Here is a 24,773-nt window from a genome sequence, read left to right as displayed (position 1 = left end):
GGGCGTCGCGGACGAACGTCGCCCCTGCGGCGTCGTCGGTCGCTGCTCAAGCCCCGTGCGCCGACCTGGCCCGCCCCCGGCGGCATGCCCGCCTGATTCGCCCTCGGTGGCGCACTCATCGGATGCTCATCCGGACCCGGCAGGCTGACCGTGTTCTCAACCTACGAGGAGAAGACCATGGCGCCCGCCATTCCCGGATTCGACCACCAGCGCGTGCCCGTCGCGGACGGCGTGTCCCTGCACACGGCCGTCGGCGGATCGGGACCCGCCATCGTGCTCCTGCACGGCTTCCCCCAGACCCACCTGATGTGGCGGCACGTCGCCGCCGACCTCGCCGCCGACCACACCGTCATCTGCCCCGACCTGCGCGGCTACGGCGCCAGCGACAAGCCCGCCGAGACCGGCGCCGACGTCTACTCCAAGCGCACGATGGCCGCCGACACCGTGGCCCTGGCCCGCGCGCTGGGGCACGAGCGGTTCGCACTGGCCGGGCACGACCGCGGTGCCCTGGTCGCCTTCCGCGCCGGCCTCGACCACCCCGACGCGGTGACCCACCTGGCCTGCCTGGACGTGCTGCCGACCCTGGACATGTGGGACGTGATGCACGGCGTCACCGCCGCCGTCGGGTTCCACCTGTACCTCATGGCGCAGCCGCCCGGCCTGCCCGAAAAGCTGATCGCGGGCAGCCCCGACGCGTTCTTCGGCCACTTCCTCGACCTCTGGGCGAACGACCCGGAGGCGATCCCCGCCGAGGTCCGCGCGGAGTACCTGGCGGCCTGCCGCGACGCCGTGCCCTCCATCGTGGCGGACTACCGTGCCTCCGCCGGCATCGACGTCGAGCACGACGAGGCCGACCGCGCCGCCGGCCGGCGCCTGACGATGCCGGTGACCGTCCTGCAGCAGGACTGGGGCGCCGCCCTCGGCTACGACGCCGCCGCCGTCTGGCGCGCCTGGGCGGCCGACCTGCACCATGGGACGGTGACCTGCGGCCACTTCATGGCCGAGGAGGCCCCGGCGGACATCACCAAGGCCCTCCGTGACCTCCTCGCCCGATGATCGAGGCGGCGCCTCAGATCCGATCGGCGGCGATCAGCAGGTACTGGAAACTGCCGCCGGTGTAGGCGTCGAGGAAGGCGTTCTCGATGCCGGTGGCCAGACCGGACCGGGCGCGCAGCCGCCAGTACGGGATGGTCGCGGCGGTGAGGTCGACCACGCTGACCGGAACCAGGCGGTTCGCGGCCAGCTCCCGGAAGTAGGTGCTGCGTGGGTGGATGTCGCAGATGTAGTGCGCGTTGATCTGGCTGACGGCACGGGATGGCAGCCCGTACGCGTCGTTGTAGCAGCCGGTGATGCAGACGTACCGGCCGCCGCGGCGGAGCAGCCGTGAGTGCTCGGCGAACAGGGGACCGAGTTCGACGTACATCGTGGACTCGTTGTTCCAGATCGCCTGGAACGCGCCGGTCGGGAAGCCGGTGTCGAGCATGTTGCGCAGGTGGAACCGCACCGAAGCGTCCACGCCACGCCGCTTCGCCTGCTCGTTCGCGAAGTCGACCTGCGCCTGGGAGATCGAGATGCCGTCGACCCGGCACCCGAACCGCGCCGCGGCCACGAGGCTGGACCCACCCCGCCCGCACCCGGCGTCCAGCACCCGGTCCTCCGGGCCGACGGAGCCGAGGTGGTCGAGGAGGAAGTCGGCCTGCGCGGACTCCAGCCGGTGCAGCTCCTCGACGATCCGGGCCTCGCGGACCTCCGCCGGGCTCTGCAGCACCGACCAGTCCACGTCGCCGATGCCGTAGTGGTGGTGGTAGATGCCGTCCACCTCACCCAGGCGGAGGTTGACCGGGTTGCGTTCGGCGTTCCAGTAGTCGGCGACGGCCCGCTGGTACGGGCTGGCGACGACCACGGAGTCGTCGAGGGCGGAGTCGTGGACGGACGTCATGCCGGCCTCCTCATGATTCGTGAATCGGGGGGTTGCCGGGTCGGCGCGCCAACGGCACGCCGACCACGGTGGTGCCCGCGTGATCCGGCGAGGTGATCGCCGGATCCCACGGCCGGATCAGCGGTAGCGGCTACTCGTGCCGTGCCATTCGGCGCCGCCGCCCATCCAGGCCTGCACGCCGCGCAGGAACCGTTGCAGCTCCGCCGACGGCACGGCGGCGAGCCGCTCCTGCGCGGACCGGAAGTCCCGGACGAACGCGTTGTGCAGGCGGACGCAGGTCTCGATCGCCTCGCGGAGGGAGCAGTCGCGCTCGGCGGCGACCAGCAGGACGAGGTTGTCCGTCTGGTCGTCCGCCGCCTCCCGGGCGACCGAGTGCAGGTCGTTGACGATGACGGACGCCGTGCCCGCCTGCATCACGGCACGGTGCACCTCCGGGGCGTAGAACAGCTCACCGGGGAGGCGGTAACCGCCGACCACGTCGATCAACGTCATCGACGTGTAGAAACTGTCGTGCTGCCGGGCGGCGAGGTAACGCCAGGCGGGTGGCAGCCCGCCGCCGAAGCGCCAGGCGGCGTACGCCGTCCAGCTCACGTACATCTGGAAGGTCGTGTTGCAGACCCGCATGACCTGCTCCGGGGTGGCGTGGCGCCTGAGGTGCGCGGTGGCCGACGCCAGCGCCACCAGCACCGGATCGGCCCGCACCGCCTCTTCCAGCGGGCCGGTGAACTCGCCCGCGGACGGCGGTGGGTCCATGGCCGACATGACCAGAGCCAGCCGCGGCGGCAGCTCGATCGGAGTGGCCCCCAGCTCGCTCTCGTCGGCGTAGTAGTCGTCGCACGCCCACCACGCGGCGTTCAGCTGCGCGGCGAGGAGCAGCCGGTCGGGGTCGTCGGTGTCGGGATGCGTGAGCATGGCGAGCCGGCCGAACCCCGTGCTGCGGAACGCCTCCAGACGACCGGCGTAGATGCCGGTCTCCTCCGCCCAGGCGACCAGGGCGTCGTTCACCCGGTCGCCGAGATCCTCGTCGACGCGGACCGTCTCCGGGCAGTACAGCGGCGGGTACGACCCGTCCCCCCACTGCCGTTCGGCGTACCCCGGCACGACGCCCGGGACGTCCCCGCCCGGGCAGGAGACCACGGCCCGCTCCGGCACCGGTCGATCGGCGGACGAAGCCGGGACCGGCACGGACAGGTCGTCGGGCGGAGCGGGGACCGGTACGGGCGGATGGGCGGGCGGAGCCGTGACCGGCGCCGCCATGCTCGGCGGGTCCGCGAGGAGTGGTGGCCCCTCGCGGGCCGCGGACCGAAGCGCCCCCGCCAGGTGGGCCGCGGATGTGCCCAGCCCGGTCGGGCGGATCGGCAGGTCGTGTGACACGTGCGCTCCCGGGAGATCTCGGACGTACGGGCCGGCGGTGGTGCGGGCCCGGCTCACGAGCCCGGAGCCGCGACCTCGACGTTCTCCAGCACGCCGAGCGCGTCCGGGACCAGCACCGCCGCCGAGAAGTAGGTGCTGACGAGGTACGACGTGATGGCCTTCTCGTCGATGCCCATGAAGCGGACGTTCAGCCCCGGCTCGTACTCGTCCGGGATGCCCGTCTGGCGCAGGCCCACCACGCCCTGGTCGTCCTCTCCGGTGCGCATCGCCAGGATCGAGGAGGTGTGCTCGTCGACGACCGGGATCTTGTTGCACGGGAAGATCGGAATGCCCCGCCAGCCCGGCATCCGGCCGCCCTCCCACTCGACGGGGTCCGGGTAGATACCGCGCCGGGTGCATTCGCGCAGGAACGCCGCGATCGCCTTCGGGTGAGCGAGGAACAGGCGGGTGCTGCGGCGCCGCGACAGCAGCTCGTCCAGGTCGTCGGGGGTCGGGGGACCGGACCGGGTCTGCAGCCGCTGGGAGTAGTCGACGTTGTGCAGCAGCCCGAAGTCCCGGTTGTTCACCATCTCGTGTTCCTGCCGCTCCCGCAGCGCCTCGATGGTCAGCCGGAGCTGCTGCTCCAACTGGTTCATCGGCTCGTTGAACAGGTCGGTGACCCGGGTGTGCACCTTGAGCACGGTCTGGGCGACGCCCAGCTCGTACTCGCGCGGCGCGAGCTCATAGTCGGCGTACGTCGTCGGAACGTCCTGCTCGCCCGCGTGCCCGGAGAGCAGCGCGATCTCCGCCTCGCCCTTGCGGTTCTGCGGCGCCCGCAGCGCCGCCCGATACCGCTCGACGTGCGCGGCGAGCGCCTCGGACCGGTCGAGCATGGCCTGGAAGTCCTGCCGGGAGAGCACCAGCAGCGAGCACGTCGTCATCGCGACGACCGTGTGGTCCCACGTGAAATCCGGATCGGTCAGCGCGCCGGGGAAGAGGTAGCCGCCGTCGCCCACCGGGGCGTGGGCCGCCGGCGTGTCGAACGGTCCCGCGCTGAGCCGGTCCACCTTGCCGTGCGCGACCACGAACAGCCGGTCGCCGGGCCGGCCGCGCTCGACGAGGGTCTCGCCGGCCGCCGCCTCCCGCAGCATGAACCGGCCGGCCAGCTCCGCCAGCACCTCCTCGTCGGAGAACCCCGCCAGCAGCGGAATCTCCCGCAGGCTGGGCGGGAGGATCTGGGCGCGGTTCTCGGTGCCGGTGACGGCGACCCGGCCGCCACCCACCTTGTAGGTCAGCCGGCGGTTGACCCGGTAGTGACCGCCGGAGACCTCCACCCAGGGCAGCACCCGCAGCAGCCAGCGCGAGCTGATCGCCTGCATCTGCGGCGGGGTCTTGGTCGTCGTCGTAAGGTTCCGCGCCGCCGCGGTGCTGAGGCTCCGCTGATACTCCTCTTCCGCGGTCTCGTCGGTGGACACCGGCTCCTGCCACGAGGATGACGTCAAACCGAGACCTCCCTTTTCCGCGCGCGAGTGCGCTGAGACGGAGAACTGACCTCGCATGGATGATCACTTTGCGTGATCGATCCGATACGGATCGTATGGGTGGTCTATCCAGTCGGACACCCCCCGCTCACGGCAGCTTTTCCTTACCGCTGCCGTACCGGATCATCACCGAACGTGACCGGCCGAATCCATGCCGACGAGCCGCCGACGCCATCGGCACGGTCCTGACCGTCAGTCGAAGACCTCGTCGGTGGAGCGCGCCACCGCGGCGCGTTTGAGCCATGTTTTGAGTTCTTCGACGTCGGTGCAGGTGGTGATGCGGGCGCGGGCTGTCTGTGGCACCTCGATGCCCCGGGCCTCCAGGATCGTCAGGAGCGCATCGGCCTCCCCCTCGGCCTTGCCTTCCGCTTTGCCCTCGGCTTTGCCTTCCGCTTTGCCTTCGGCTTTGCCTCGGCCGAAGTGTTCGCGGGCGAAGGGGCTGTAGACGGGCCAGGTTTCGGACACGACTTCCTCCATGATCCGTTTGATCGCCGACGCAGCCATCATGTATGCGTATTCATAGTAATGCGGAGCGTAACCAGGCGTCCCGGGGGCCGAGACCGCCGTAACGAACGCCTGCACCACCGGCTTGCGCAGGCCGTGCATCATCACCGCCAGCGCGGCCAGCTCCGGGTGCGCCGCCGCCTCTTCCCGATCCGTGATGGGCGGGACCTGATCCGGGCCCAGCACCACGGCCTGAAACCGGTAACCGGGCAGCACGGTGGTGATGGGTTCGGCGTAGTAGGCGGCGACTTTGGCGTCAGGGCAGACGCACGAGTGCGGGTCGGGGGCTGGTCGTGGGCCGGCCCCCGACGGTCGGCCGTACCCGGTGGTCAGTTGCGGGCGAGGAGTTCGAGGGTGTCGACGACGCGGTTCGAGAAGCCCCACTCGTTGTCGTACCAGGCCACCACCTTGACGTGCCGGCCGTCGACGCGGGTGAGGGCGGCGTCGAAGATCGACGACGCGGGGCGGCCGACGATGTCGCTGGAGACGACCGGGTCGGCCTCGTACTCGAGGATGCCGTTGAGCGGGCCGTCGGCGGCGGCGCGGTAGGCGGCGAGCACCTCGTCGCGGGTGACCTCGCGGGACACCGTGGTGTTCAGCTCCACGAGCGAGCCGACCGGGACCGGCACGCGGATCGAGTCGCCGGACAGCCTACCGTCGAGGTTAGGCAGGACCTTGCCGATGGCCTTGGCGGCCCCGGTGGTGGTGGGCGCGATGTTGACACCGGCGGCGCGGGCGCGGCGGAGGTCGCGGTGCGGGCCGTCCTGGAGGTTCTGTTCCTGGGTGTAGGCGTGCACGGTGGTCATGAAGCCGTGCTCGATGCCGGCCAGGTCGTCCAGTACGGAGGCCAGCGGGGCCAGCGCGTTGGTGGTGCAGGAGGCGTTCGAGACGATCACGTGTTCGCCGGGGACGTAGGTGTCGGTGTTCACGCCGTAGGCGAGCGTGACGTCGGCGTCGTCGGCGGGGGCGCTGACCAGCACGCGCCTGGCGCCGGCGTCGAGGTGCGCGCGGGCGGCACCGTCCTTGGTGAAGCGGCCGGTGGACTCCAGCACGATGTCGACGCCGAGCTCGGCCCACGGCAGCTTGGCGGGCTCGCGTTCGGCAAGGACCGTGATGCGGCGGCCGTCGACCACCAGGTCGGTGCCGTCGACCTCGACGGAACGCGCGAGGCGGCCGAACGCGCTGTCGTACTTGAGCAGGTGCGCGAGGGTCTCGGGCGCGGTGAGGTCGTTGACGGCGACCACTTCGAGGTCGCTGTCGCGCTCCAGCAGGGCGCGGAGGGTGTTGCGGCCGATCCGGCCGAATCCGTTGACGGCGATGCGAGTCATTGGAGGCTCCTTTCGTCCGCCCCATCGTCGACGCCGGATCGCCACCCCGAAAGTGGCCTGAACGCCACCGTGCGCAAAAATCTCGCCAAACGTTTCGCCATCTTTCGCAAGGATCTCGCCAACCCTCCTCCGACCAGGGCTTCCGCGGACGGCTCAGGCCGAGAAGGTGTGGCGGTACTCCGTCGGGGACGTGCCGAGGATGCGCTGGAAGTGCAGGCGCAGGTTCGCCCCGGTGCCGAGCCCGACGCGGTCGGCGATCTCCTCCACGCCCAGGTCGGTGCGTTCGAGCAGCTCACGGGCCAGGTCCACGCGGGCCCGCAGCACCCACTGCATCGGCGTGTAACCGGTGTCCTCCACGAACCGCCGCGAGAAGGTGCGCGTCGACACCCGCGCGTTGCGGGCGAGCGCCTCCAGGGTCAGCGGCTCGGCGAGGTGCGCGAGGGCCCACTCGCGCGTGCTCGCGAACACGTCGCCGAGCGGCTCTGGGACGCTGCGCGGCACGTACTGCGCCTGCCCGCCGCTGCGGTACGGCGCGGCCACCAGCCGCCGCGCGACCTGGTTGGACAGGCCGACGCCGTGATCGCGCCGGACCAGGTGCAGGCACAGGTCGATGCCGGACGCCGCGCCCGCCGACGTAAGGACGTCGCCCTCGTCGACGAACAGGACGTTCTCGTCCACCCGTACGAGCGGGTGCCGTTCGGCGAGGGCCCGCGTGTAGTGCCAGTGGGTCGTCGCCCGTTTCCCGTTCAGCAGGCCCGTCGCCGCGAGCGCGAACGCCCCGGTGGAGATGGCCGCGAGCCGGGTGCCGCGCTCGTGGGCGGCCAAAAGCGCGCCGACGATCGCCGCGGGAGGTTCCGTGGTCGCCGGCTCGCGATAGCCGGGGATGAAGATGGTGTCGGCGTGCTCCAGGGCCGCCAGGCCCTCGGCCACGTGGTACGAGAGGCCGTCGCCGCCGGTCACCAGGCCGGGTGCCGCTCCGCACACCCGCACCTCGTACGGCATGCCCGGCCGGTTGGAGAACACCTGGGCCGGGATGCCGACGTCGAGCGGCTTCGCGCCGTCGAGCACGAGCACGGCGACGTGGTGGCTCCTCCGGCTCATCGGGTCCTCCTGCGGCGCTCGGCCAGTGGCCTGGATGGCGACTGTCGCAAGCATCCTGCCACTGGCCGAACGGAGGCTCGCAGGCCTACGAGGCGGCGTGGGCGGCGACGCGTTCCTTCAGGAGACCGACGAGGATGTGGTTGACCGACAGCATGAGGTCCTCGAAGTGGAAGTTGTTGTCGTTCTTGCCGACCTGACCGGGGAACCGGGACGTACCGGGCACGACCAGGCATACCTCGGCCAGGTCCCGGCACCGGCCGCCGTCGCCCTTCGTCATGGCGAACGTCCTGGCGCCCGCGGCGACGGCCACGTCGAGGGCCTTCGTCACGTTGGCGGAGTTGCCGCTGCCGGAGTAGGCCATCACCAGGTCCTTCGGGGTGACGACGGGGGCCAGGGCCGCGGCGAACATGTCCTCGAAGCCGATGTCGTTGACGAGTCCGGTGAGCTCGGCGGCCGACCCGCACAGGTTGACGAAGGACAGGCGGCGGACCCCGGCCGGCAGCGGCCGGGTCTTGTCCTCCGTCACGAACGGATGGTGCTTGAAATCGCAGTAGAAGTGGTCGAGGGTGCCGGCGTTCCCGCCGTTGGCCATGGCGTACACGATGCCGCCCTGGTCGTAGGTCGCGAACAGCATCTCGGCGGCGCGCTCCAGCACCGAGACGGGGAAGGCGTCCAGGATCCGGCGCTTCTCGCTGAGGTACAGCCCGATCGTCTCGGCGAGGCTCATGACCGGCCGCCCACGTGCTCGGAGTCGATCCGGCCGTGCCCGCGCCCGGCGTCGTCCTGCCAGCGGATGACGTCGTCGAGTTCGGGGGTGGAGATCTCGATGGAGGTGTAGTCGGTCCGCGCGATCACCCGGTGGAGTTCGCCCGGCGGGTTGGTCCAGCCGGAGCGGGGACGGTGGACGGTGGTGGTCAGGCTCGCCACGTCGATCACCGCGGTCAGATCCTCCGGGGCCATGGCTCCGCTCAGCACGGTCGCCTCTCCCTCGATGACGTAGTTGGTCTCCAGCTTCTGCCGGTGGGACTGCAGCGACGACTGGTGTCCCTCGGTCATCCGGATGCGTTTCAGGGCGTACGGGAGGTCGGGCAGGTTCTGGGTGTACCAGACCTCGCTGCCCCAGGGTTTGTGCACCGTGTAGTCGGAGATGTCCGGGCAGCGGCAGGCCACCGCGTCCGGGACGTCGGGCCCGGTCGCCTCCCGGGTCTCGCCCAGCACGGACCCGGCCTCGATGACGACCGCCGGCCCGGCGCCGGCGCCCACGATCCGGTAGACGCAGCCGGGGAGGGCGTGCCAGCCGCTCAGGCGGTCGTACACCGACGACTCGGTTCCGCCGTCGTCGCGGGCGGTCTCCAGCCTGACCCGCCCCTGGATGACGACGAACGTCCGGTGGTCGCGGGCATGGGTACGGAAGGGGGTGGCCTGCCCGGGCTCGATCGTGTGCTCCGCGAACAGGTACGCCCCTGCGGCGGCCTGGTCGGCCAGCCGGCTGACGCGTCCGTACCGCGTGGTGACCTCGGTCGTCCTCAACGTTCCGCTCCCATCATTCGGTTCAGCCAGTCGGTCGCGTCCTGGTCGCGCAGCAGCCGCCGTGCCGCCGCCCGCTCCTCCGGGGCCGTACGGCGGGTCATCGCGTCCCGCAGCGCCGAGGCGGTGGCCTCGACGTCGAACGGCTGCACCGGAGTGACGTGCCCGGCGAGCCCCTCGTAGGCGCCCGCGTTGACGGACAGCAGCAGCGGCCCGCGTTCGCCGAGGTACAAGGCCTCCTTGGCGACCAGGTTCATCCCGTCGAAGGTCGGGTTGACGAGCGTCAGGTCGGCCCCCGACAGGGCGGCCACCACGCAGTTGCGCGTCGTGGCCAGGTCCGGATAGATCAGCGAGACGGCCGGCCGGCCGGGCCGGCCGAACCGCTCGTTCAGGTCGGCGACCAGGTCCTCGCACTCGCGCTGGAGCGCCCGGGTGCGCTCGGTGGGACGGCCCGGCGGGGTCGCCACCGCGCAGAACCACCACTCCCCGGCCAGACCGGGGTCGCGGTCGAGCAGGCTCCGGTACGCGGCGAAGCCGCGCGGCAGGTTCTTCCACAGGTCGATGCGGTCGGCGCGGACGAGCACGCGCCGGCCGCCGGCCTCCCGATCCAGGCGCGTCCGCCACTCCGCGGTGGCCGGCTCCGCGCGCAGCCGCTCGACCGTCGCGACGTCCAGCGGGAACGGCGCGACGGTCACGCGGGTCCGGTGCCCGCCGTACGTCGCGCCGCCGTCGTCGACCGCGCAGCCGGGCAGGTAGCGCGCGCAGCAGGCCAGGAAGGCACGCGCCCACCGGGTGCAGTGGAAGCCGACCACATCCGCGCCGAGCAGGCCGGTGAGGATGCGGTCGCGGATGTACGCGGGCAGCACGCCGAAGTACTCCGGCTCGCACCACGGCAGGCCCTGGAAGAACGCCACCCGGCCCCGGCGGTCCGCGCGCCGCCCGAGCAGCTCTGGGACGAGGAACAGGTGATGGTCGTTGACGAGGACGAACTCCTCCGCCGAGCCCGTCAGCAGCGTCGCCACCCGGTCGGCGTACGCCCGGTTGACGGCCTCGTACCCGGCCCACGCCTCCGCGAGCCCCTCGCCGGGCTGCCGCGGGGTGTCGAGCAGGTAGTGGAACAGCCACAGCAGCACCCGTACGCCGACCTTCTCGTAGTGCTGCTCCACGACCGCCGGGGGCAGGCGCAGCCGGTGCAGGGTGACGTCGCCGGGCAGCCGCGTCACCTCGACGGGCTCCGCGCCGGGCGGGCCGTCGGCGGGCATCGTGCACACCCAGTCGCCGCCGTGCTCGCCCAGCAGGGTGGCCAGCAGCGGGACCAGGCCGCCGGGGGAGCGGGGCAGCAGGCCGGCGCCGTCCTGCCACCGCGGCGCGCTGTTGCTGCAGACGATCAGTCTCACTCCGGTCGCCATCCTCGGGTCGGCGGCTGTCTCGGGCGGTGTCACGCCGGGGCTTCCTGGAGGAGCGCGGCGATGTGCGCCGCGATCCCCTCCGCGTCGAGCCGGTACCGCCGGTACAGGTCCTCGGGCGGCCCCGCCTGCCCGTAGTCGGGTACGGCGAGCACGTCGAAGCGAGGCCGATCAGGGAGACCGAGCACGATCCGGGCCAGCTCGTCGGCGAGACCGCCCACGGCGTAGTGGTCCTCGACGACCAGTACCTGCCGGTGCCCGCCGGCGAGGCGCTCCACCGCCGCGCGGTCCACGGGCAGCGACGACACGTTCACCACGGTCGGCGCGAGCCCGTCCGCGGCGAGCCGGTCGGCCGCCTCGACCGCGACCGGCACGGTGCCGCCCATCGCGAACACGGCGACGTCCGCGCCCGCCCGGAGCACGGGCGGGACGCCGAACCGGAACCGATACCCGTCGGCGTGCGCCTCCGGCAGCGGCTGCCGGCACAGCCGCAGGTACGCGGGTCGCCGGTCGGTCGCCAGGTGCGCCATCATCTGCCAGGTCTCGGCGCCGTCGGCGGGCTGGAACACCCCGACGTTCGGCAGGGTCCGCATCAGCGCCAGGTCCCGCAGCCCCATCTGGGTCGGGCCGTCCCGACCGATCGCCAGCCCGGCGTGGGTGCCGACGAGGACCACGCCCGCGTCGTTGAGCCCGACCGTCTGGAAGATCTCCAGAAACTTCCCGGTCAGGAAGTGCCCGAAGCTCGCGACGAACGGCCGGAACCCCTCCTGCGCCAGCCCGGCGGCCACGCCGATGGCGTTGGCCTCCGCGATGCCGCACTCGAAGAACCGGTCGGGGAACTCCTCCTTGAACGGCAGCGTCCGGGTGGCCTTGGCGAGGTCACAGTTCACCACGACGACGTGGTCGTACTCGCGGGCGATCTCCACCAGCGCGGCGCCGAACCAGTCCCGCGTCGACTTCGGGGCTCCTCCGTCGCCGCAGGGACGACCCGTGACCGCCGTGCTCTCGACTCCCTCGCTCCGCTCGGTCATGGTCCGGTCTCCAGAAGGGTCTCCAGGTAGTCGACCGCGGCCGCGTACTCCGCCGCCGAGGGCAGGTCGCTGTGGCTGCCGTCGAGCAGGACGCGGTCGGGGCCGAGGCGCCCCTTGCGGGTGTGCGCGATGATCACCGTGGGCGCGTCGCGGTCGCGCCGCCGCAGTGCGTCGCGCAGCTCGCCGTGGTCGTGGCCGTCCACCTCCGCGACGTGCCAGCCGAACGCCCGCAGCTTCTCCGGCAGCGGGTACAGCGGCAGGATGTCGGCGACCGCGCCGTCGCTCTGGCTGCCGTTGTGGTCGATGATCGCCACCAGGCCGGGCACTCGGCGCGCGCCGGCGTACAGGAACGCCTCCCACACCTGGCCCTCCTGGCATTCGCCGTCGCCGAGCAGGCAGTACACCGTGGAGTCGCGGCCGTGCAGCCGCCGGGCGAGGGCCCGGCCGACGGCCACCGACAGGCCCTGGCCGAGCGCGCCGGTGCTGACGTCGACCAGCCCCAGCCGCGTACGGTCCGGGTGTCCCTGCAACCGGCTGTCCAAAGCCCGCAGGGTGCCGACCTCCCCGGCGGGCAGGTCCCCACCGACGACCAGCGCGGCGTACCAGGCCGGCGCCGCGTGCCCCTTGGACAGGACGAACACGTCACCGGGCCCGCCGGGAGGCCGGTCCAGCTGGTCGAACCTCAGCACACTGACGATGTCCGCGCAGGACAGCGACGAGCCGGCGTGCCCGGACCCCGCCCGGTGGATCATCTCCAGCAGGACGAGCCGGCAGCGGGTCGCGAGCCGCGCGATCCGGTCCGCGTCGGCCCGCCGGGCGAGATCGACGGCGGGGCCCGCGACCGTGCGCTCAGCCCGCATCGGCGCTCCCGTTCGGCGCGGACACCAGCCCGGCGATGTAATCGGAGACCGCGACGATGGTCGGCTGCCGCCACAGGAGCGTGGTCGGCAGCGAGCAGCGGAACCGCTTCTCCAGCCGGCGGCGTACGACCACGGTCAGCACCGAGTCCAGGCCCTGCTCGACCAGCGGGCGGTGCGGCGACAGGTCGGCGGGATCCAGGCGCATCTCCGTGGCGATCTGCGCGCCGACCTCCCGGAGCAGGAAGGCGCGCAGCTCCTCCGGCCCGAGCTCGGCGAACGACTCGGTGGGGCCCGCGCCACCGGCGCCGTTCTCCCGGGCGGCGGGCGCGTCGATCACCGGGTACCGCAGCCCGTCGAGCCGGGCGACGACCACGCCGGCGGGATCGGTCACCCGGACCTGGACGATGTCGGCGCGGTCGGGGTCGAGCCAGACGTCGATGTGCACCGTGTCCGGTGGCTCACCGGCCACGGCGAGCCGGTCGACGTGCGTGACCATCCGCAGCAGCGGATCGCCGGGGAACGCGCTCGGCGCGACCGACATGACCGCGTCCAGGACGGGCGCCCAGGTGGCCGAGGGCCCGCACCGTACGCGGGCGCGCAGCGCGCCGTGGCCGGACAGGAGTTCCTCGACCGTCCAGTCGAAGCCGGTGCCGGGCACGCCGACGGCGGCGAGCCGCCGCGTGACCGAGCCGGGGTCCGCCGGTGTGAGCGGCAGCGCGGGCGGCTCCGGCCCGTCTCCCGGGTCGGCCACGGCCGTGGGCACCTCCGCGGTGGCGATCAGTTGCCAGGCGGCGTCCGGGTCGCCGGCCGTGCGGGCGGCCAGCCGCAGCCGCGCCCCCTGCCGTACGACCTGGACCTCGCGGCGGTCGGCGGTCAGGAGCGGCGCCGACATCGTCACCGCGTCGAGCGCCCGGCCGCCCGAGGCGGCGAGGAAGGTCACCGCCAGCACGGCGGCGGGCACGATCTCGACGCCCTCGATGGCGTGGCTGCCGGGGTAAGGCCGGGTCTGGTCGTCCAGGGCGGTACGCCAGAGCCGGACGTCGGTGCCCGCGAGTTCGACGCCGTCGCCGAGCAGCGTGTGCGTGTCCGGGTCGTGGCCGCGCCCGCCGGCGTCGGGGGCCGAGGGCGCGCGCCAGTGCCTGCGGTGCTGCCACGGGTACGTCGGCAGCGCGACGGGTCCGCCGGACGGCTGTAGCCGCCGCCAGTCGACGTCCAGGCCGGCGCAGTGCGCGGCGGCCACGCCCGCCAGGAGGGTGTCCCGTGCGGGCCGGTTCCGGCGCAGCGTCGCGCCGACGAAGACGTCCTCGTGGCCGGTCACGCTCAGTGTCTCCAGCACCGAGTGGGTGACGACGGGGTGCGGGGAGACCTCGATGAAGGCGCGGTACCCGTCGGCCGCCGCGGCGGTGACCGCGTCGGCCAGGCGCACCGGCCGGCGCAGGTTGGCCGCCCAGTACGCGCCGTCGAAACCAGGCTCCCCGCGCGGGTCGTCCAGCGCCGTCGAGTACACCCGCAGGCCGGGGGTGCGGGGCGCGAGGTCTGCCGCGGCGGCGGTCAGCTCGGCCAGCAGCGGGTCCATCTGCGGCCCGTGGAACGCCACGTCCGAGGCGACGCGGCGCGCCGGAACGCCCTCCTCGAGCCAGCCGGACAGGACCTCGGCGACGGCGTCCGGGTCGCCGGAGACGACCGTCGAGCCGGGCGAGGACGCGATCGCGGCGACCACGTCCGTACGGCCGGCCAGCCGCGCGGCCGCGTCGGCGAACGGCAGTTGCACCATGGCCATCGCGCCGCGTCCGGCGACCCGCCGCAGCAGCCGGGACCGGCGGCAGATCAGCCGGGCGCCGTCCAGGCGGCTCAGCGCCCCGGCCGTCACGGCGGCGGCGATCTCCCCGACCGAGTGCCCGATCACCGCGTGCGGGCGCACGCCGTACGCGCGCCACAGCTCGGCCAGGCCGAGCTGCATCGCGAAGATCATGGTCTGGATCCGGTCGACCTCGGTGAGCTCGCCGCCGGTCAGCACCTCACGGGGCGAGAACCCGATCTCGTCCGCGAACACCGGCTCCAGCTCGTCGATCACCGCCGCGAAGGCCGGCTCGGCCGCCAGCAGCTCCCGGCCCATCCCGGCCCACTGCGAGCCGTGCCCGGAGAACACGAACACGGGCCCGGGGCCGGGGTCGGTGAGGACCCGCCCGGTGGTCACCGAGGCGTGCGGGGTGCCGGCGGCGAGGGCGCGCAGCCCGGTGGTGAGTGCGGCCGGGTCGCCGGCCGCGACGACCGCGCGTTCGGCCAGGTGCGCCCGGCGCAGTGCGAGCGTGTGCCCGACGTCGGCCGCGCGCAGGTCACCGGCGGTGCCGGCGAGGTTCCCGGCGGCCTGCCGCAGCGCCGCCCGCGACGCGGCGGAGACGGGGAACAGCCGGCCCGCCGTTCCCTCCTCGGCGGGCCGGGCCGGCGGCGCCTCCTCGAGGACCACGTGGGCGACGGTCCCGCCGTAGCCGAAGGCGGAGACGGCGGCCCGGCGCGGGTGCCCGGCGTCGGGCCACGGCGTCGGCGCCTCCGCGACCCGCAGCCCGGCGCCCGCCCAGTCGACGGCCGGGGTCGGCGCGTCGAGCCGGCTCGGCGGGAGCTCGCCGTAGTGCAGGGCGAGGATGGCCTTGACCAGCCCGGCGACGCCGGCGGCGCCCTCCAGGTGGCCGATGTTCGACTTGGCCGAGCCGATCAGGCATGGCCGGTCCGAGGGCCGGCCGGTCCCGTACACGGCGCCCAGCGCGGCGGCCTCCAGCGGATCGCCGACCGCCGTTCCGGTGCCGTGCGCCTCGACGTACCCGACCGTGTCCGGCTCGATGCCCGCCTGCCGCAGCGCGCGGCGCATAACGTGCTCCTGCGCCTGGCCGCACGGCGCCATGATGCCCACGGTGCGGCCGTCCTGGTTCACCGCGCTGCCGCGGATGGTCGCGAGGATCCGGTCGCCGTCCCGTACGGCGTCGGAGAGGCGCTTGAGCACGACCACGGCCGCGCCCTCGCCCCGCCCGTACCCGTCGGCCGAGGCGTCGAAGGACTTGCTGCGCCCGTCCGGCGCCAGCGTGCCCGCCGCGTCCAGGGTGAGCGTCTGGCCGGGGGACAGGATGAGGTTCACCCCGCCGGCCAGCGCCACGTCCGTCTCCCCGGCCCGCAGCGCCTGCACGGCCAGGTGCACCGCGACCAGCGACGCCGAGCACGCGGTGTCCACGGCCAGGCTCGGGCCGCGCAGGTCGAGGGAGTACGACACGCGGTTGGCGACCGCGCAGGTGGCCGCGCCGATCCCGGTCCACGCCTCGATGTCGGGCAGGTCCTCCAGCAGCCGGTTCCCGTAGTCGCCGGTGCAGACGCCGACGTACACGCCCGCGTCCGTGCCGGCGAGCGCGTCCGGCGACACCCCGGCGTGTTCGAGGGCCTCCCAGGCGGTCTCCATCGTGAGGCGCTGCTGCGGGTCCATCAGCTCCGCCTCCCGCGGCGTCAGCCCGAAGAACTCCGCGTCGAAACCCGCGACGTCGTCGAGGAAGCTGCCGCGCGGGACCATACGGCGTACCGCCGCGGCGTACGACGGGCCGCGGTCGGCGTAGTCCCGCCAGCGGTCCGCGGGCGCGGGCCCGCTGGCGTCCCGTCCCTCGCGTAGCAGGTCCCAGTAGGCGTCTGGCGAGCCGGCGCCGCCCGGCAGGCGGCAGCCGATCCCGATCACCGCGATGGCCTCGGCCGGTCGGCCCATCACGCATCCCCTCCCCGTGCTCGCGCCCAGACGGGCGACTCGAGTACCTCCACGACCGCGGCGGAGATCGTCACGCCGGGTCCGAAGCCGAACATCAGCAGGTGGTCGCCGGGGCCCAGGCCGCCGGTGCGGACCAGGTGCTCCAGCGCGAGGACCTGGTCGCTCGCCCCGCAGTGGCCGATGGTCCGGCCGAACTCCCAGGCCGACCGGGACGCCGGAACGCCCAGCCGCATCTCGCAGATCTGGTCGGCGATCTCGCGGGAGGTGTTCATGCACGCCACCCGCGTCACGTCTCCCGGTTTGATCCCGGCCTCCGCCAGTGCCTGGTCGATCGCCTCGGCCATCCGCTCGTCGAGGGTCACCAGCACCTTCGTGCCGTCGCCCTCGGTGACGGCGCGCCGGCGGAACTCGTCGTTGTGCGCGGCGAAGTCGACCGTGCGGCCCTCGAGGATGCCGGGCGGGAACAGCGGCTCGGCGCAGCGGTGCATCTCCTCGGCCTGCGACACCGACAGCGTGCACACCGACGCCAGCCGCGCGAACCCCGGCTCGGTGTCGAGCACCACCGCGCTGCCCGCGTCGCCGGCGACGGCCCCCGGCAGCATCCGCCACCGGTCGACCAGCGGGGTGCCGTAGTTGTCGGCGGTGACCAGCAGCGCGGCCCGGCGCCCCGGCACGGCCCGCAGGTGGCACGCGGCCAGCTCCAGGGCGGTGAGCATGCCGTTGCAGCCCTGCTTCAGCTGGGTGGACAGGACCCCGTCGCCGACGAGATGCCGCTGCACGTACGACTGCGGCGGCCAGCCCTCGGGGCCCTGGTGCCACGTCGAGGTGTACAGGAGCAGGTCCAGTTCGGCGGGGGACCGCCCGCTGCGGGCCACCGCGGCGCGCGCCGCGCGCAGCGCCATCTCCGGCGCCGGGACGTCACCGGCGACGGCGACCGAGGCGAGCCCGTGCAGCCCGACCTCCTCGGTGGTGTACCGGCCCGCCGCCACGGCGTCCTCGACGCTCACCCGGGCGGGGACGTACGACCCGACCCCGCTGATGTACATGTCCGCCGTCTCCATGCCGCCTCCCCGTCGTCCGATCTCCGGCCGGTTCCGATCCCCGGAAGGCTCCGCTCACCGGTACTCCGGCGGGATGTCGAGGATCCGCAGCACGGCGCAGGCCATGGTGGTCCCGGCGCCGAGCCCGACGAGCAGCACGTGGTCGCCGGCGGCCAGCGCGCCGGTCGCCAGGAGGTGGTCGAGGGCCACGAACTGGTCGCCGACCCCGAGGTGCCCGATCTGCGCCCCGTAGTCCCAGGTGGTGTCGGCCATCGTCAGGCCGAGCCAGTTGACGCCCCGGTGCTCCAGGTCGTCCCAGCGGCCGTGCGGGAAGGCCACGCGCGCGACGTCGTCGAGGGTGACGTCCGCCTCCTGGAGGGTCCGGTCGACCAGTTCGAGGAGGGTCTTCTGGATGGCGAGCATGACGTCGGCGCCGTTGCCGTTGATCAGCCGCTTGCGGAACTCCCGGTTGCGCGCGGCGAAGTCCAGGGGCCGCGCCACGGTCGCGTCCGGCGGGAACATCGGGACGCCACCGTCGTTGACGGCCTCGGCCTCCGGCAGCACGACCACGTTGACCGATCGCAGCTCGGCGAACCCGCCCTCGGTCGTGACCAGCAGCGCGCATCCGCCGTCGCCCATCACGGCGCCCTCGATCATCCGCCACCGGTCGACGAGCGGGGTGCCGTGGTTGTCGGCGCCGACGAGCAGCGCGGTGCCGCCGTCGGGCCGCAGGTACCCGGCGGTGAGCTGCAGCGCGCTGAACATCCCGCAGCAGCCGTGCCGCATCTCGACGGCGAGGACGTCGCCGCCGACCAGGTGCTGCTGCAGGTAGTACTGCGGCTCCCAGCCCTCCGGTCCCTGGTGCCAGACGTCGGAGTACAGCATGAGGTCCAGGTCGCGCGGGGACAGCCCGCCGGAGCGGTCGAACGCCTGCCGGGCGGCGCGCAGCGCCAGCTCCGGGGCGGGCACGTCGCCGGCCACCGCCGCGCCGCCGAGCCGGAAGTACTCCACCTCGTCGGCCGGGTAGCGGCCCTCGGCGACGGCCGTCTCGATGGTGACCACCGGGGGCAGGTGGACGCCGATGCTGCGCAGGTACATGTGCGGAGTGCGCATCCGTCCCTCCTCTCAGCGCCGGAGCAGGAGCATCGGGTCGCTCAGCTCGTGGAGCCCGCACATCGGCGGGCACGCCTCGTAGCCGAGGAGCCGCTGGATGTCCTCGGGGTAGCCGCGGACGACGTCCAGCGGCACGGACAGGTACTGGTTCTCCTCCTGGCGGAGGTTGCCGAGGTCGTAGGCGTACGACAGGCCGGTGCGGGGCCCGTCGGAGGTGTTGACGCCGGCGCCGTGGTAGGTGCTGCCGAGCCACAGCAGCGCGGAGCCGGTCCGCATCGCGGCGGGCACCGCCTCCTCGTCGCGGGGCGCGCGTTCGTCGTCCCACCGGTGGCTGCCGGGGATCACCCGGGTCGCGCCCGTGCGCGCGCTGAACTCGCTCGCGGCCACCATGACCTGGACCCGGCTCTCCGGGCCCGGGTGGGTGCGCAGGTGGGCGGTGTCGTCCCGGTGCAGGGCCTGGATCGGCACGCCGGGCCAGGTCTGGATCGCCCGGGAGATGCCGAGCTGGATCGTCGGGACGAACTCCACGCGCTGCTCGCCGAGCCACGCCTTCACCGGGCGCTGCAGGAAGTGCCGGGCGAGGCCGAGGAAGTGCGGCTGCCGCATGATGGTCATCGAGTGCGCGGACCGGCGGACCAGGCCGGGGAGGATGCGGGTCTTCTCGCTGACGAGGCGTCCGTCGCCGTCCGCCTGGCGTTCGAGGTCCGGGCCGAGGTCGGCCCACAGCCCGCGGAGCGTGCCGGCGTCGAGGAAGTCCTCGATGATCACCGCTCCGTCGCGGTCGACCACCTCGATCGCGGCGTCGACCGGGCTCGACGCGGGGAGCGTGGTCAAGGTGGTCAGGCTGGGGTCACTCACTCCGGCCTCCGATGGCGTGCAGCGGCTGGGTTGGTCTCTCTCAGGGATTCGCGGGGGCGTCTCAGGCGGTCGCGGCGGGCGCGCCGAACCAGCGGGCGAGGGCGTCCGGCAGCGAGGCCGGGTCGGCGGGCGTGCTCCAGGCGACGAAGCCGTCCGGCCGGATGAGCAGGGCGTCGGCCGGTGCGTCGTCGCACTCGGCGGTCACCACGTCGACCCGGTCGGACCAGGGCGCGGCGAGGGCGCGCAGTTCCGGGTCGGAGCGCAGGTCGAGCAGCAGCGCCCGGCCGTTCCGCTGCAGTTCCGCGACACGTACGGTGCCGTCGGCGCGCCGCAGGTGCAGATCGGGGCTGTACCGGCCGACCAGCGGGGTGGCGGGCGCGGAGTCTCCCATGGCGTAGGAGATGTGCAGGTCGTCGACGAGCGCGGTGAGCTGCCGGTTCGCCTCGTCGCGGAGGAGGAGTTCGCGGAGCAGCCGGCGCAGCGCGTCGACGTGCGGGCCGGGCCGCATCAGCGCGATCGAGGCGCGCTGGATCTCCAGGGTCTGCGCGCCGATCGGGTGCCGCTCGGAGGTGTAGGTGTCGAGCAGGCTCTCGTCGCACCGGCCGCGGGCGACCGCGGCGAGCTTCCAGCCGACGTTGACGGCGTCGCCGAGCCCGAGCCGCAGTCCTGGACCGCTCCAATGCGAATGGACGTGCGCGGCGTCGCCGACGAGCAGGACCCGCCCGCTGCGGTAGGTCTCCGCCTGCCGCGCGTTGTCGGTGAACCGGGTGATCTTCGAGATCGAGGTGACCGTCACCTTGGTGCCGCTCAGCCGCCGCAGCGCGCCCTGGAACTCCTCGATCGTGATCGGCGCGTCCCGGTTCACCGGTGGCCCGTCGAACTCGAGCGTGATGAACCGGGCCGGCCCCTCCTCGTACACCAGGAGCCCGGCGTCCTTGCGGAACCACCCGGGCAGGTGGAAGTCGGGGTCGTCGATCTCGGCGAAGGCGCGGTACCCGGTCGTGATCCCGTCCGTGCCGGGGAACGCGATGCCGGACAGCTTCCGGATCGTGCTCCGGCCGCCGTCGCAGCCGGCCAGCCACTCGGCCTCCAGCGTGTACGGCCCGTCGGGGCCCTCGACGTCGATGCGTACGCCGTCGTCATCCTGGGCGTACCCGGTGACCGTGTGGCCGCGGCGCACGTCGACGCCCAGCTCCGTGGCGCGCCGGGCCAGGTCCTCCTCCAGTAGTTGCTGGGGCACGAGCAGGTCCGGTGACTCGGGGCGGAGCAGGAACATGCTGGCGAAGTGCCGCGCGCCGGGGAACTCCTTGGGCAGCAGGCTGTCGGGCCGCCGCTCACCGGCGGCGACGCGGGCCTGCTGCTCGGGCGTCGGCGGCGTGGTGGGGGTCTCGGTGACCCCGAGCATGAGGCCGCGACGGTCCATGATGTCGACGGCCCGGCCGGTGATGCCCTCGGCCTTCGGGCGCCATTCGATCGCGGGCAGTCGTTCGAGGACGACCACGGGTACGTCGTGGAGGGCCACCTCGCAGGCGAGCATGAGCCCCACCGGTCCACCGCCGACAACCGCCACCTGAGCATGCCGAACTGCCATTAAAACCTCTATAAGGGAGGACAGTGAGCCTATGGAGGGAACGCCGGGTCGCCGATCACGGACCGGCGACATTCGCGACGGCCCGTTCGCCCTGCGTGTCAGAAGATGTGTCCGTTCGGTCAGCGCCGATGCTAATCGGGCGGTCCGGAAATGACTAGTGGTGTGTTTTTTCCGACTTGTCATGCATAATCAGCCGCGCTGATGATCACGCCCTGGGCGGTCGTGCCCGGGGCCGGCGGGAGGTGGTCGGATGATCGATGACCGGGCGGCCAGTCCGCTGGAGACCGATCGGCCCACCCCCTTCGACCCACCCGTCGAGCTGCGGCGACGTCCCCCGCTCAGCCGCCTGGCCTACCCGGACGGGCACCTCGGCTGGGTGGCCACCGGGTACTCCGTCACCCGAGCGATCCTCGCCGACCCGCGCTTCAGCACCCGGCGCGAGCTGCTCCACCAGCCCGTCGGCCGCGAACGCGCGCACGAGCGGCCGACACCGGCGGAACCGGGCATCTTCCCGCACATGGACCCGCCCGAGCACACCCGGTACCGCCGCCTGCTCAGCGCCCACTTCGGGCCCCGGCGCGTCGCGGAGCTCACGCCGGCGATCCGCCGGTACACCGGACAGGCCCTCGACGCGATGGCGGACGGCGGCTCGCCCGCCGACCTCGTCACGGCGTTCGCCGTACCGGTCCCGGCCCTGGTCATCTGCGAACTCCTGGGCGTGCCCGCGGAGGACCGGCACGCGATCCAGGCGGCCACCGCGGTGATGAACGACCTGGACTCCACTCCCGAACGCGCGGTCGAGGCCGTCATGTCGATCACCGGGACCGTACGCGGCCTCATCGGGCGGCTGCGCGCCGGCACGGTCATGGGGGCCGAGGACGGCCTGCTCGCGCACGCCGTCGCCACCGGTGACCTGACCGACGAGGAGCTCACCAATCTCGGCATGGTGCTGCTGGCCACCGGGCACCTGCCGACGTCGAGCATGCTCGCCCTGGGGACGTTCGTGCTGCTCACGAACCCGGCCGAGCGTGCGCGCCTGAGCGCGGACGCCGACGGCGCCGGGCGCGCGGTCGAGGAGCTGCTGCGCTACCTGTCGATCCTGCAGTTCGACGTGCGGCGGACCGCGCTCGCCGACGTCGAGATCGACGGCCAGGTCATCGCGGCCGGTGAGACGGTCGTGCTCGCGCTGCCGGTCGCGAACCGGGACCCGGCGCGGTTCGCCGACCCGGACGCCCTCGACCTGGGCCGCTCCTCCGTCGGGCACCTCGCCTTCGGGCACGGGGTCCACCAGTGCCTCGGCCAGCACCTCGCCCGGGCCGAGCTGCGCATCGCGCTGACCGCGCTGTTCGGCCGTTTCCCGGACCTGCGCCTGGCCGTCGCCGCGGACGAGGTGCCGACCCGCGAGCGCTCGGCGGTGTACGGCGTGGACCGCCTGCCGGTCGCCTGGGACTCGTCTCCGCACCGGCATTCGGCGCCCGAAGCGGATGGGGCGGCGCTGACATGAACCATCGGCCACCCATGTGATTGATGCAACACACGTTTATTACTGAGTGTGTGAATAACGCCACTCTTGGCGTTCCTTTTCGGCGCGGATGACCGAAATAAAGATGACCGTCGTCACCGCGAATCCCGGTCGTCCAGCCGGAAGGTCATGACCGTGTGCTCCGCGTCCGGCGACCCGTACGGTGACCCGTACGGCGGGCCGCCGGTGCCGCCCGGGCCGCCGACGAGGCCGCCGAGGGACGTGCGGCCGGCGGGCACGACCTGCTGGCGCATCCCGGCGAACGGATTGCGCCAGACGTACGCGCGCGGGGTGTGCCAGCCGAAGTACATGGAGATCAGCCGCAGGCCGATGGCGCAGACGGCGGCGGCCATGGCGGTCCCGCCGTTCAGAACTCCGGCGAGCCGGAACACGGCCACCAGTACCGCGCCCGTCAGGGCGGGCAGGAGATAAAGGTCGCGCGTCCACTGGAACAGCGCGGGAACCTGGATCGCCAGCACGCTGCTGAGCACGCCGCCGCCCACGGCGCTGGCGAGGCCGAGCGTGACGGCGGGGACGGTGCCGAAGCCGTGGCCGAGGGACTTGACCGTGCCGGTGACGCCGAACAGGGCGAGGGCCGCCATGTCGCAGGTGTCGAAGACGTCGGACAGCCGCGCGTGCCGGTGGATCCGGGAGCTGAAGAACACGATCAGCGCCGCGATGACGGGCGCCGAGTAGTAGCCGGGGTCGGTGAACGCGACGGGCTTGACCCCGAGGACGAGGTCCCGGAACAGTCCGCCGCCCAGGCCCGCCACCTCGGCGAGGATGATCGTCCCGAACACGTCGAAGTCCTTGCGCACTGCGAGGAACGCGCCGGACAGCGCGAAGGCGAAGATGCCGATCAGATCCATCGAGTACTGGACCGAACCGGTGAACGTCATGAGCGCCGTGCCCTTCTTTTGTGATCTTCCGCAGACCCTGTCACGCGATCCCCGGGACCGGGTGATCGCCCACGGTGTCGTACGTCGGCCGGCGGGCCCCTGACCGCCGGCCGGCGTACGACACCGCGAGGTGCCGGAGCGGTCAGTGGCAGAGGGCCGTGTCGAGGGCCGCGTCGAGGTGGCTCTGCTGGGAGGCGCCGGCGGGCAGTTCGGTGACCGCGATGGTCGCGGCGCGGCCGTCCTCGGTCGCGCCGTTGACCGTCGCGAACCCGTCGATGTCACCCCCGTGGCCCCAGACGAGACCGCCGCAGCTCAGCGGGGTGCTCGTCAGGCCGAGGCCGTACCGCACCCCGGTACCGAAGTCGGGCGCGGGGACGGTCGTGCGCATCTCCTTCAGCTGTGCCGGGGCGAGCAGCCGGCCGGCGAGGAGGGCCGTGAAGAAACGGTCGACGTCGCTCGGCGTGGAGATCAGCTCACCGGCCGCCCAGCCCATGGACGGGTCCATCTCGGTGACGTCGGTCAGCGGCGCCTTCGGGTCGTCGTGGTGGTACCCGTGGAGGTGCGGGTCGCGGATCGTCTGGTCGCCGACGGCGGGGAAGTAGGTGTGGCGCAGCCCGATGCGGTCGATCACCCGCCGGGTGATCTCCTCGTTGATCGGCCGGCCGGTGACCTTCTCGGCGAGCAGCCCGGCGACGACGTAGTTGGTGTTGCTGTACGCCCACTTCGTTCCCGGGGCGAACTCGGACTTCTGGGCGAGGGCGAGGTCGAGCAGTTCGCGGGGCTCGAAGTACCGGTGCCGGAAGGGCAGGATGCCCTTCGCCATGATGTTGGTGTAACTGGGCAGGCCGCTGGTGTGCTGGAGCAACTGCCGCACGGTGATGTGGCGGCCGTCGATGCCGTCACCGCGGACGAGGTTCGGCAGGTACGTCTCGATCGGCTCGTCGAGGCGGATCCGGCCCTCGCCGGCCAGTTGCAGGACGACGACGGCGGTGAAGGTCTTGGTGTTGCTGCCGATGCGGACGTATCCGTCGGCCGGCACTCCGGCCCGGGTCTTCAGGTCGCCGACGCCCGCGGTGTAGTCGTGGAAGCGCCCGTCGCGGTCTCGTACGGAGGCCAGCGCCGCGGGGAAGCCGTCGTCGCGGACGAGGCGGGTCAGGTGCTGCTGCACGGCGTCGCCGCTTCGCGTGGTGCGCGCCGCGAGCGCGCCGCTCGGCGCGACGAGGCCGCCGAGGAGGCCGAGGCAGCTCAGCGTGACGATGCCGGTGAGACGCCGGCCCTTGCGGAAACGTTGCTCGCTCATGGCGATCACGTTATGTAGGGGCGGCCTCACGAATCGATACCGCAGGCGGGAGTTCCGGGGTAGTGCTGGCTGTACCTCGGCGGCCCCCCCCCGGCAACCGGGCCGGCCCCCCCCACCAGAA

The 24,773-nt window shown here is 73.0% G+C and carries 20 protein-coding genes; 2 read left to right on the top strand and 18 right to left on the bottom strand.

The window, feature by feature from the left end; all coding sequences use genetic code 11:
* Positions 1-177 precede the first annotated feature (177 nt).
* The gene (locus NE235_RS29360; RefSeq protein ID WP_252808555.1) at positions 178-1,056 is read left to right on the top strand and encodes an alpha/beta fold hydrolase; all 879 of its coding nucleotides are present in this window, start codon (positions 178-180) and stop codon (positions 1,054-1,056) included.
* Between the two features lie 13 nt (positions 1,057-1,069).
* Here the strand turns inward: NE235_RS29360 and NE235_RS29355 are convergent, their stop codons facing one another.
* From NE235_RS29355 to NE235_RS29280, 16 genes are all read right to left on the bottom strand, one after another.
* Complete coding sequence (locus NE235_RS29355) at positions 1,070-1,939, bottom strand: geranyl diphosphate 2-C-methyltransferase (RefSeq protein WP_252808553.1); 870 nt, start codon at positions 1,937-1,939, stop codon at positions 1,070-1,072.
* Positions 1,940-2,056: 117 nt separating this feature from the next.
* Entirely contained in the window at positions 2,057-3,313 is a 1,257-nt protein-coding gene (locus NE235_RS29350) for a family 2 encapsulin nanocompartment cargo protein terpene cyclase (protein WP_252808545.1), read from the bottom strand.
* Between the two features lie 53 nt (positions 3,314-3,366).
* Positions 3,367-4,794: a family 2B encapsulin nanocompartment shell protein gene (locus NE235_RS29345; RefSeq protein WP_252808543.1), complete on the bottom strand. Its 1,428-nt coding sequence runs from the start codon at positions 4,792-4,794 to the stop codon at positions 3,367-3,369.
* A 231-nt stretch (positions 4,795-5,025) separates the two neighbouring features.
* The gene (locus NE235_RS29340) at positions 5,026-5,553 is read right to left on the bottom strand and encodes an RpnC/YadD family protein (RefSeq protein ID WP_252808542.1); all 528 of its coding nucleotides are present in this window, start codon (positions 5,551-5,553) and stop codon (positions 5,026-5,028) included.
* A gap of 113 nt (positions 5,554-5,666) precedes the next feature.
* Positions 5,667-6,665: a type I glyceraldehyde-3-phosphate dehydrogenase gene (gene gap / locus NE235_RS29335; RefSeq protein WP_252808541.1), complete on the bottom strand. Its 999-nt coding sequence runs from the start codon at positions 6,663-6,665 to the stop codon at positions 5,667-5,669.
* Between the two features lie 153 nt (positions 6,666-6,818).
* Entirely contained in the window at positions 6,819-7,766 is a 948-nt protein-coding gene (locus NE235_RS29330; RefSeq protein ID WP_252808540.1) for a GlxA family transcriptional regulator, read from the bottom strand.
* A gap of 85 nt (positions 7,767-7,851) precedes the next feature.
* Complete coding sequence (locus tag NE235_RS29325) at positions 7,852-8,493, bottom strand: SIS domain-containing protein (RefSeq protein WP_252808538.1); 642 nt, start codon at positions 8,491-8,493, stop codon at positions 7,852-7,854.
* Positions 8,490-9,296, bottom strand: a complete 807-nt coding sequence (locus NE235_RS29320) for a cupin domain-containing protein (protein WP_252808537.1) — start codon at positions 9,294-9,296, stop codon at positions 8,490-8,492. The genes NE235_RS29325 and NE235_RS29320 overlap by 4 nt, the downstream gene beginning before the upstream one ends.
* Complete coding sequence (locus NE235_RS29315; RefSeq protein WP_252808535.1) at positions 9,293-10,690, bottom strand: alpha,alpha-trehalose-phosphate synthase (UDP-forming); 1,398 nt, start codon at positions 10,688-10,690, stop codon at positions 9,293-9,295. Before NE235_RS29315 ends, NE235_RS29320 begins: the two co-directional genes overlap by 4 nt.
* 41 nt (positions 10,691-10,731) lie before the next feature.
* Complete coding sequence (locus NE235_RS29310) at positions 10,732-11,730, bottom strand: transketolase family protein (RefSeq protein ID WP_252808533.1); 999 nt, start codon at positions 11,728-11,730, stop codon at positions 10,732-10,734.
* Positions 11,727-12,590 carry a transketolase gene (locus NE235_RS29305; protein ID WP_252808531.1) on the bottom strand — a complete coding sequence of 288 codons (864 nt, stop codon included), beginning with the start codon at positions 12,588-12,590 and terminating at the stop codon, positions 11,727-11,729. Before NE235_RS29305 ends, NE235_RS29310 begins: the two co-directional genes overlap by 4 nt.
* Positions 12,580-16,329, bottom strand: coding sequence for a type I polyketide synthase (locus tag NE235_RS29300; RefSeq protein WP_252808731.1), 3,750 nt, complete (start codon positions 16,327-16,329; stop codon positions 12,580-12,582). Before NE235_RS29300 ends, NE235_RS29305 begins: the two co-directional genes overlap by 11 nt.
* The gene (locus tag NE235_RS29295; RefSeq protein ID WP_252808529.1) at positions 16,329-17,390 is read right to left on the bottom strand and encodes a ketoacyl-ACP synthase III family protein; all 1,062 of its coding nucleotides are present in this window, start codon (positions 17,388-17,390) and stop codon (positions 16,329-16,331) included. Before NE235_RS29295 ends, NE235_RS29300 begins: the two co-directional genes overlap by 1 nt.
* Before the next feature lie 54 nt (positions 17,391-17,444).
* Entirely contained in the window at positions 17,445-18,482 is a 1,038-nt protein-coding gene (locus NE235_RS29290; RefSeq protein WP_252808527.1) for a ketoacyl-ACP synthase III family protein, read from the bottom strand.
* 12 nt (positions 18,483-18,494) lie between these two features.
* Positions 18,495-19,340, bottom strand: coding sequence for a phytanoyl-CoA dioxygenase family protein (locus NE235_RS29285; RefSeq protein ID WP_252808526.1), 846 nt, complete (start codon positions 19,338-19,340; stop codon positions 18,495-18,497).
* A 61-nt stretch (positions 19,341-19,401) separates the two neighbouring features.
* A complete protein-coding gene (locus NE235_RS29280; RefSeq protein WP_252808524.1) occupies positions 19,402-20,931 on the bottom strand; it encodes an FAD-dependent monooxygenase in 1,530 nt (509 codons plus the stop codon).
* Between the two features lie 250 nt (positions 20,932-21,181).
* Between NE235_RS29280 and NE235_RS29275 the strand changes: the two genes are divergently transcribed.
* Positions 21,182-22,435, top strand: coding sequence for a cytochrome P450 (locus NE235_RS29275; RefSeq protein WP_252808522.1), 1,254 nt, complete (start codon positions 21,182-21,184; stop codon positions 22,433-22,435).
* A 113-nt stretch (positions 22,436-22,548) separates the two neighbouring features.
* On the opposite strand, the gene NE235_RS29270 is transcribed toward NE235_RS29275, so the two are convergent.
* Together NE235_RS29270 and NE235_RS29265 are read right to left on the bottom strand one after the other, a co-directional pair.
* A complete protein-coding gene (locus tag NE235_RS29270) occupies positions 22,549-23,352 on the bottom strand; it encodes a trimeric intracellular cation channel family protein (protein ID WP_252808514.1) in 804 nt (267 codons plus the stop codon).
* 142 nt (positions 23,353-23,494) lie between these two features.
* A complete protein-coding gene (locus tag NE235_RS29265; RefSeq protein WP_252808506.1) occupies positions 23,495-24,652 on the bottom strand; it encodes a serine hydrolase domain-containing protein in 1,158 nt (385 codons plus the stop codon).
* Between the last annotated feature and the right edge of the window lie 121 nt (positions 24,653-24,773).

This window comes from Actinoallomurus spadix (assembly GCF_024055725.1).
Lineage (GTDB): Bacteria > Actinomycetota > Actinomycetes > Streptosporangiales > Streptosporangiaceae > Actinoallomurus > Actinoallomurus spadix.
This window is presented reverse-complemented; position numbering and strand designations above follow the sequence as displayed.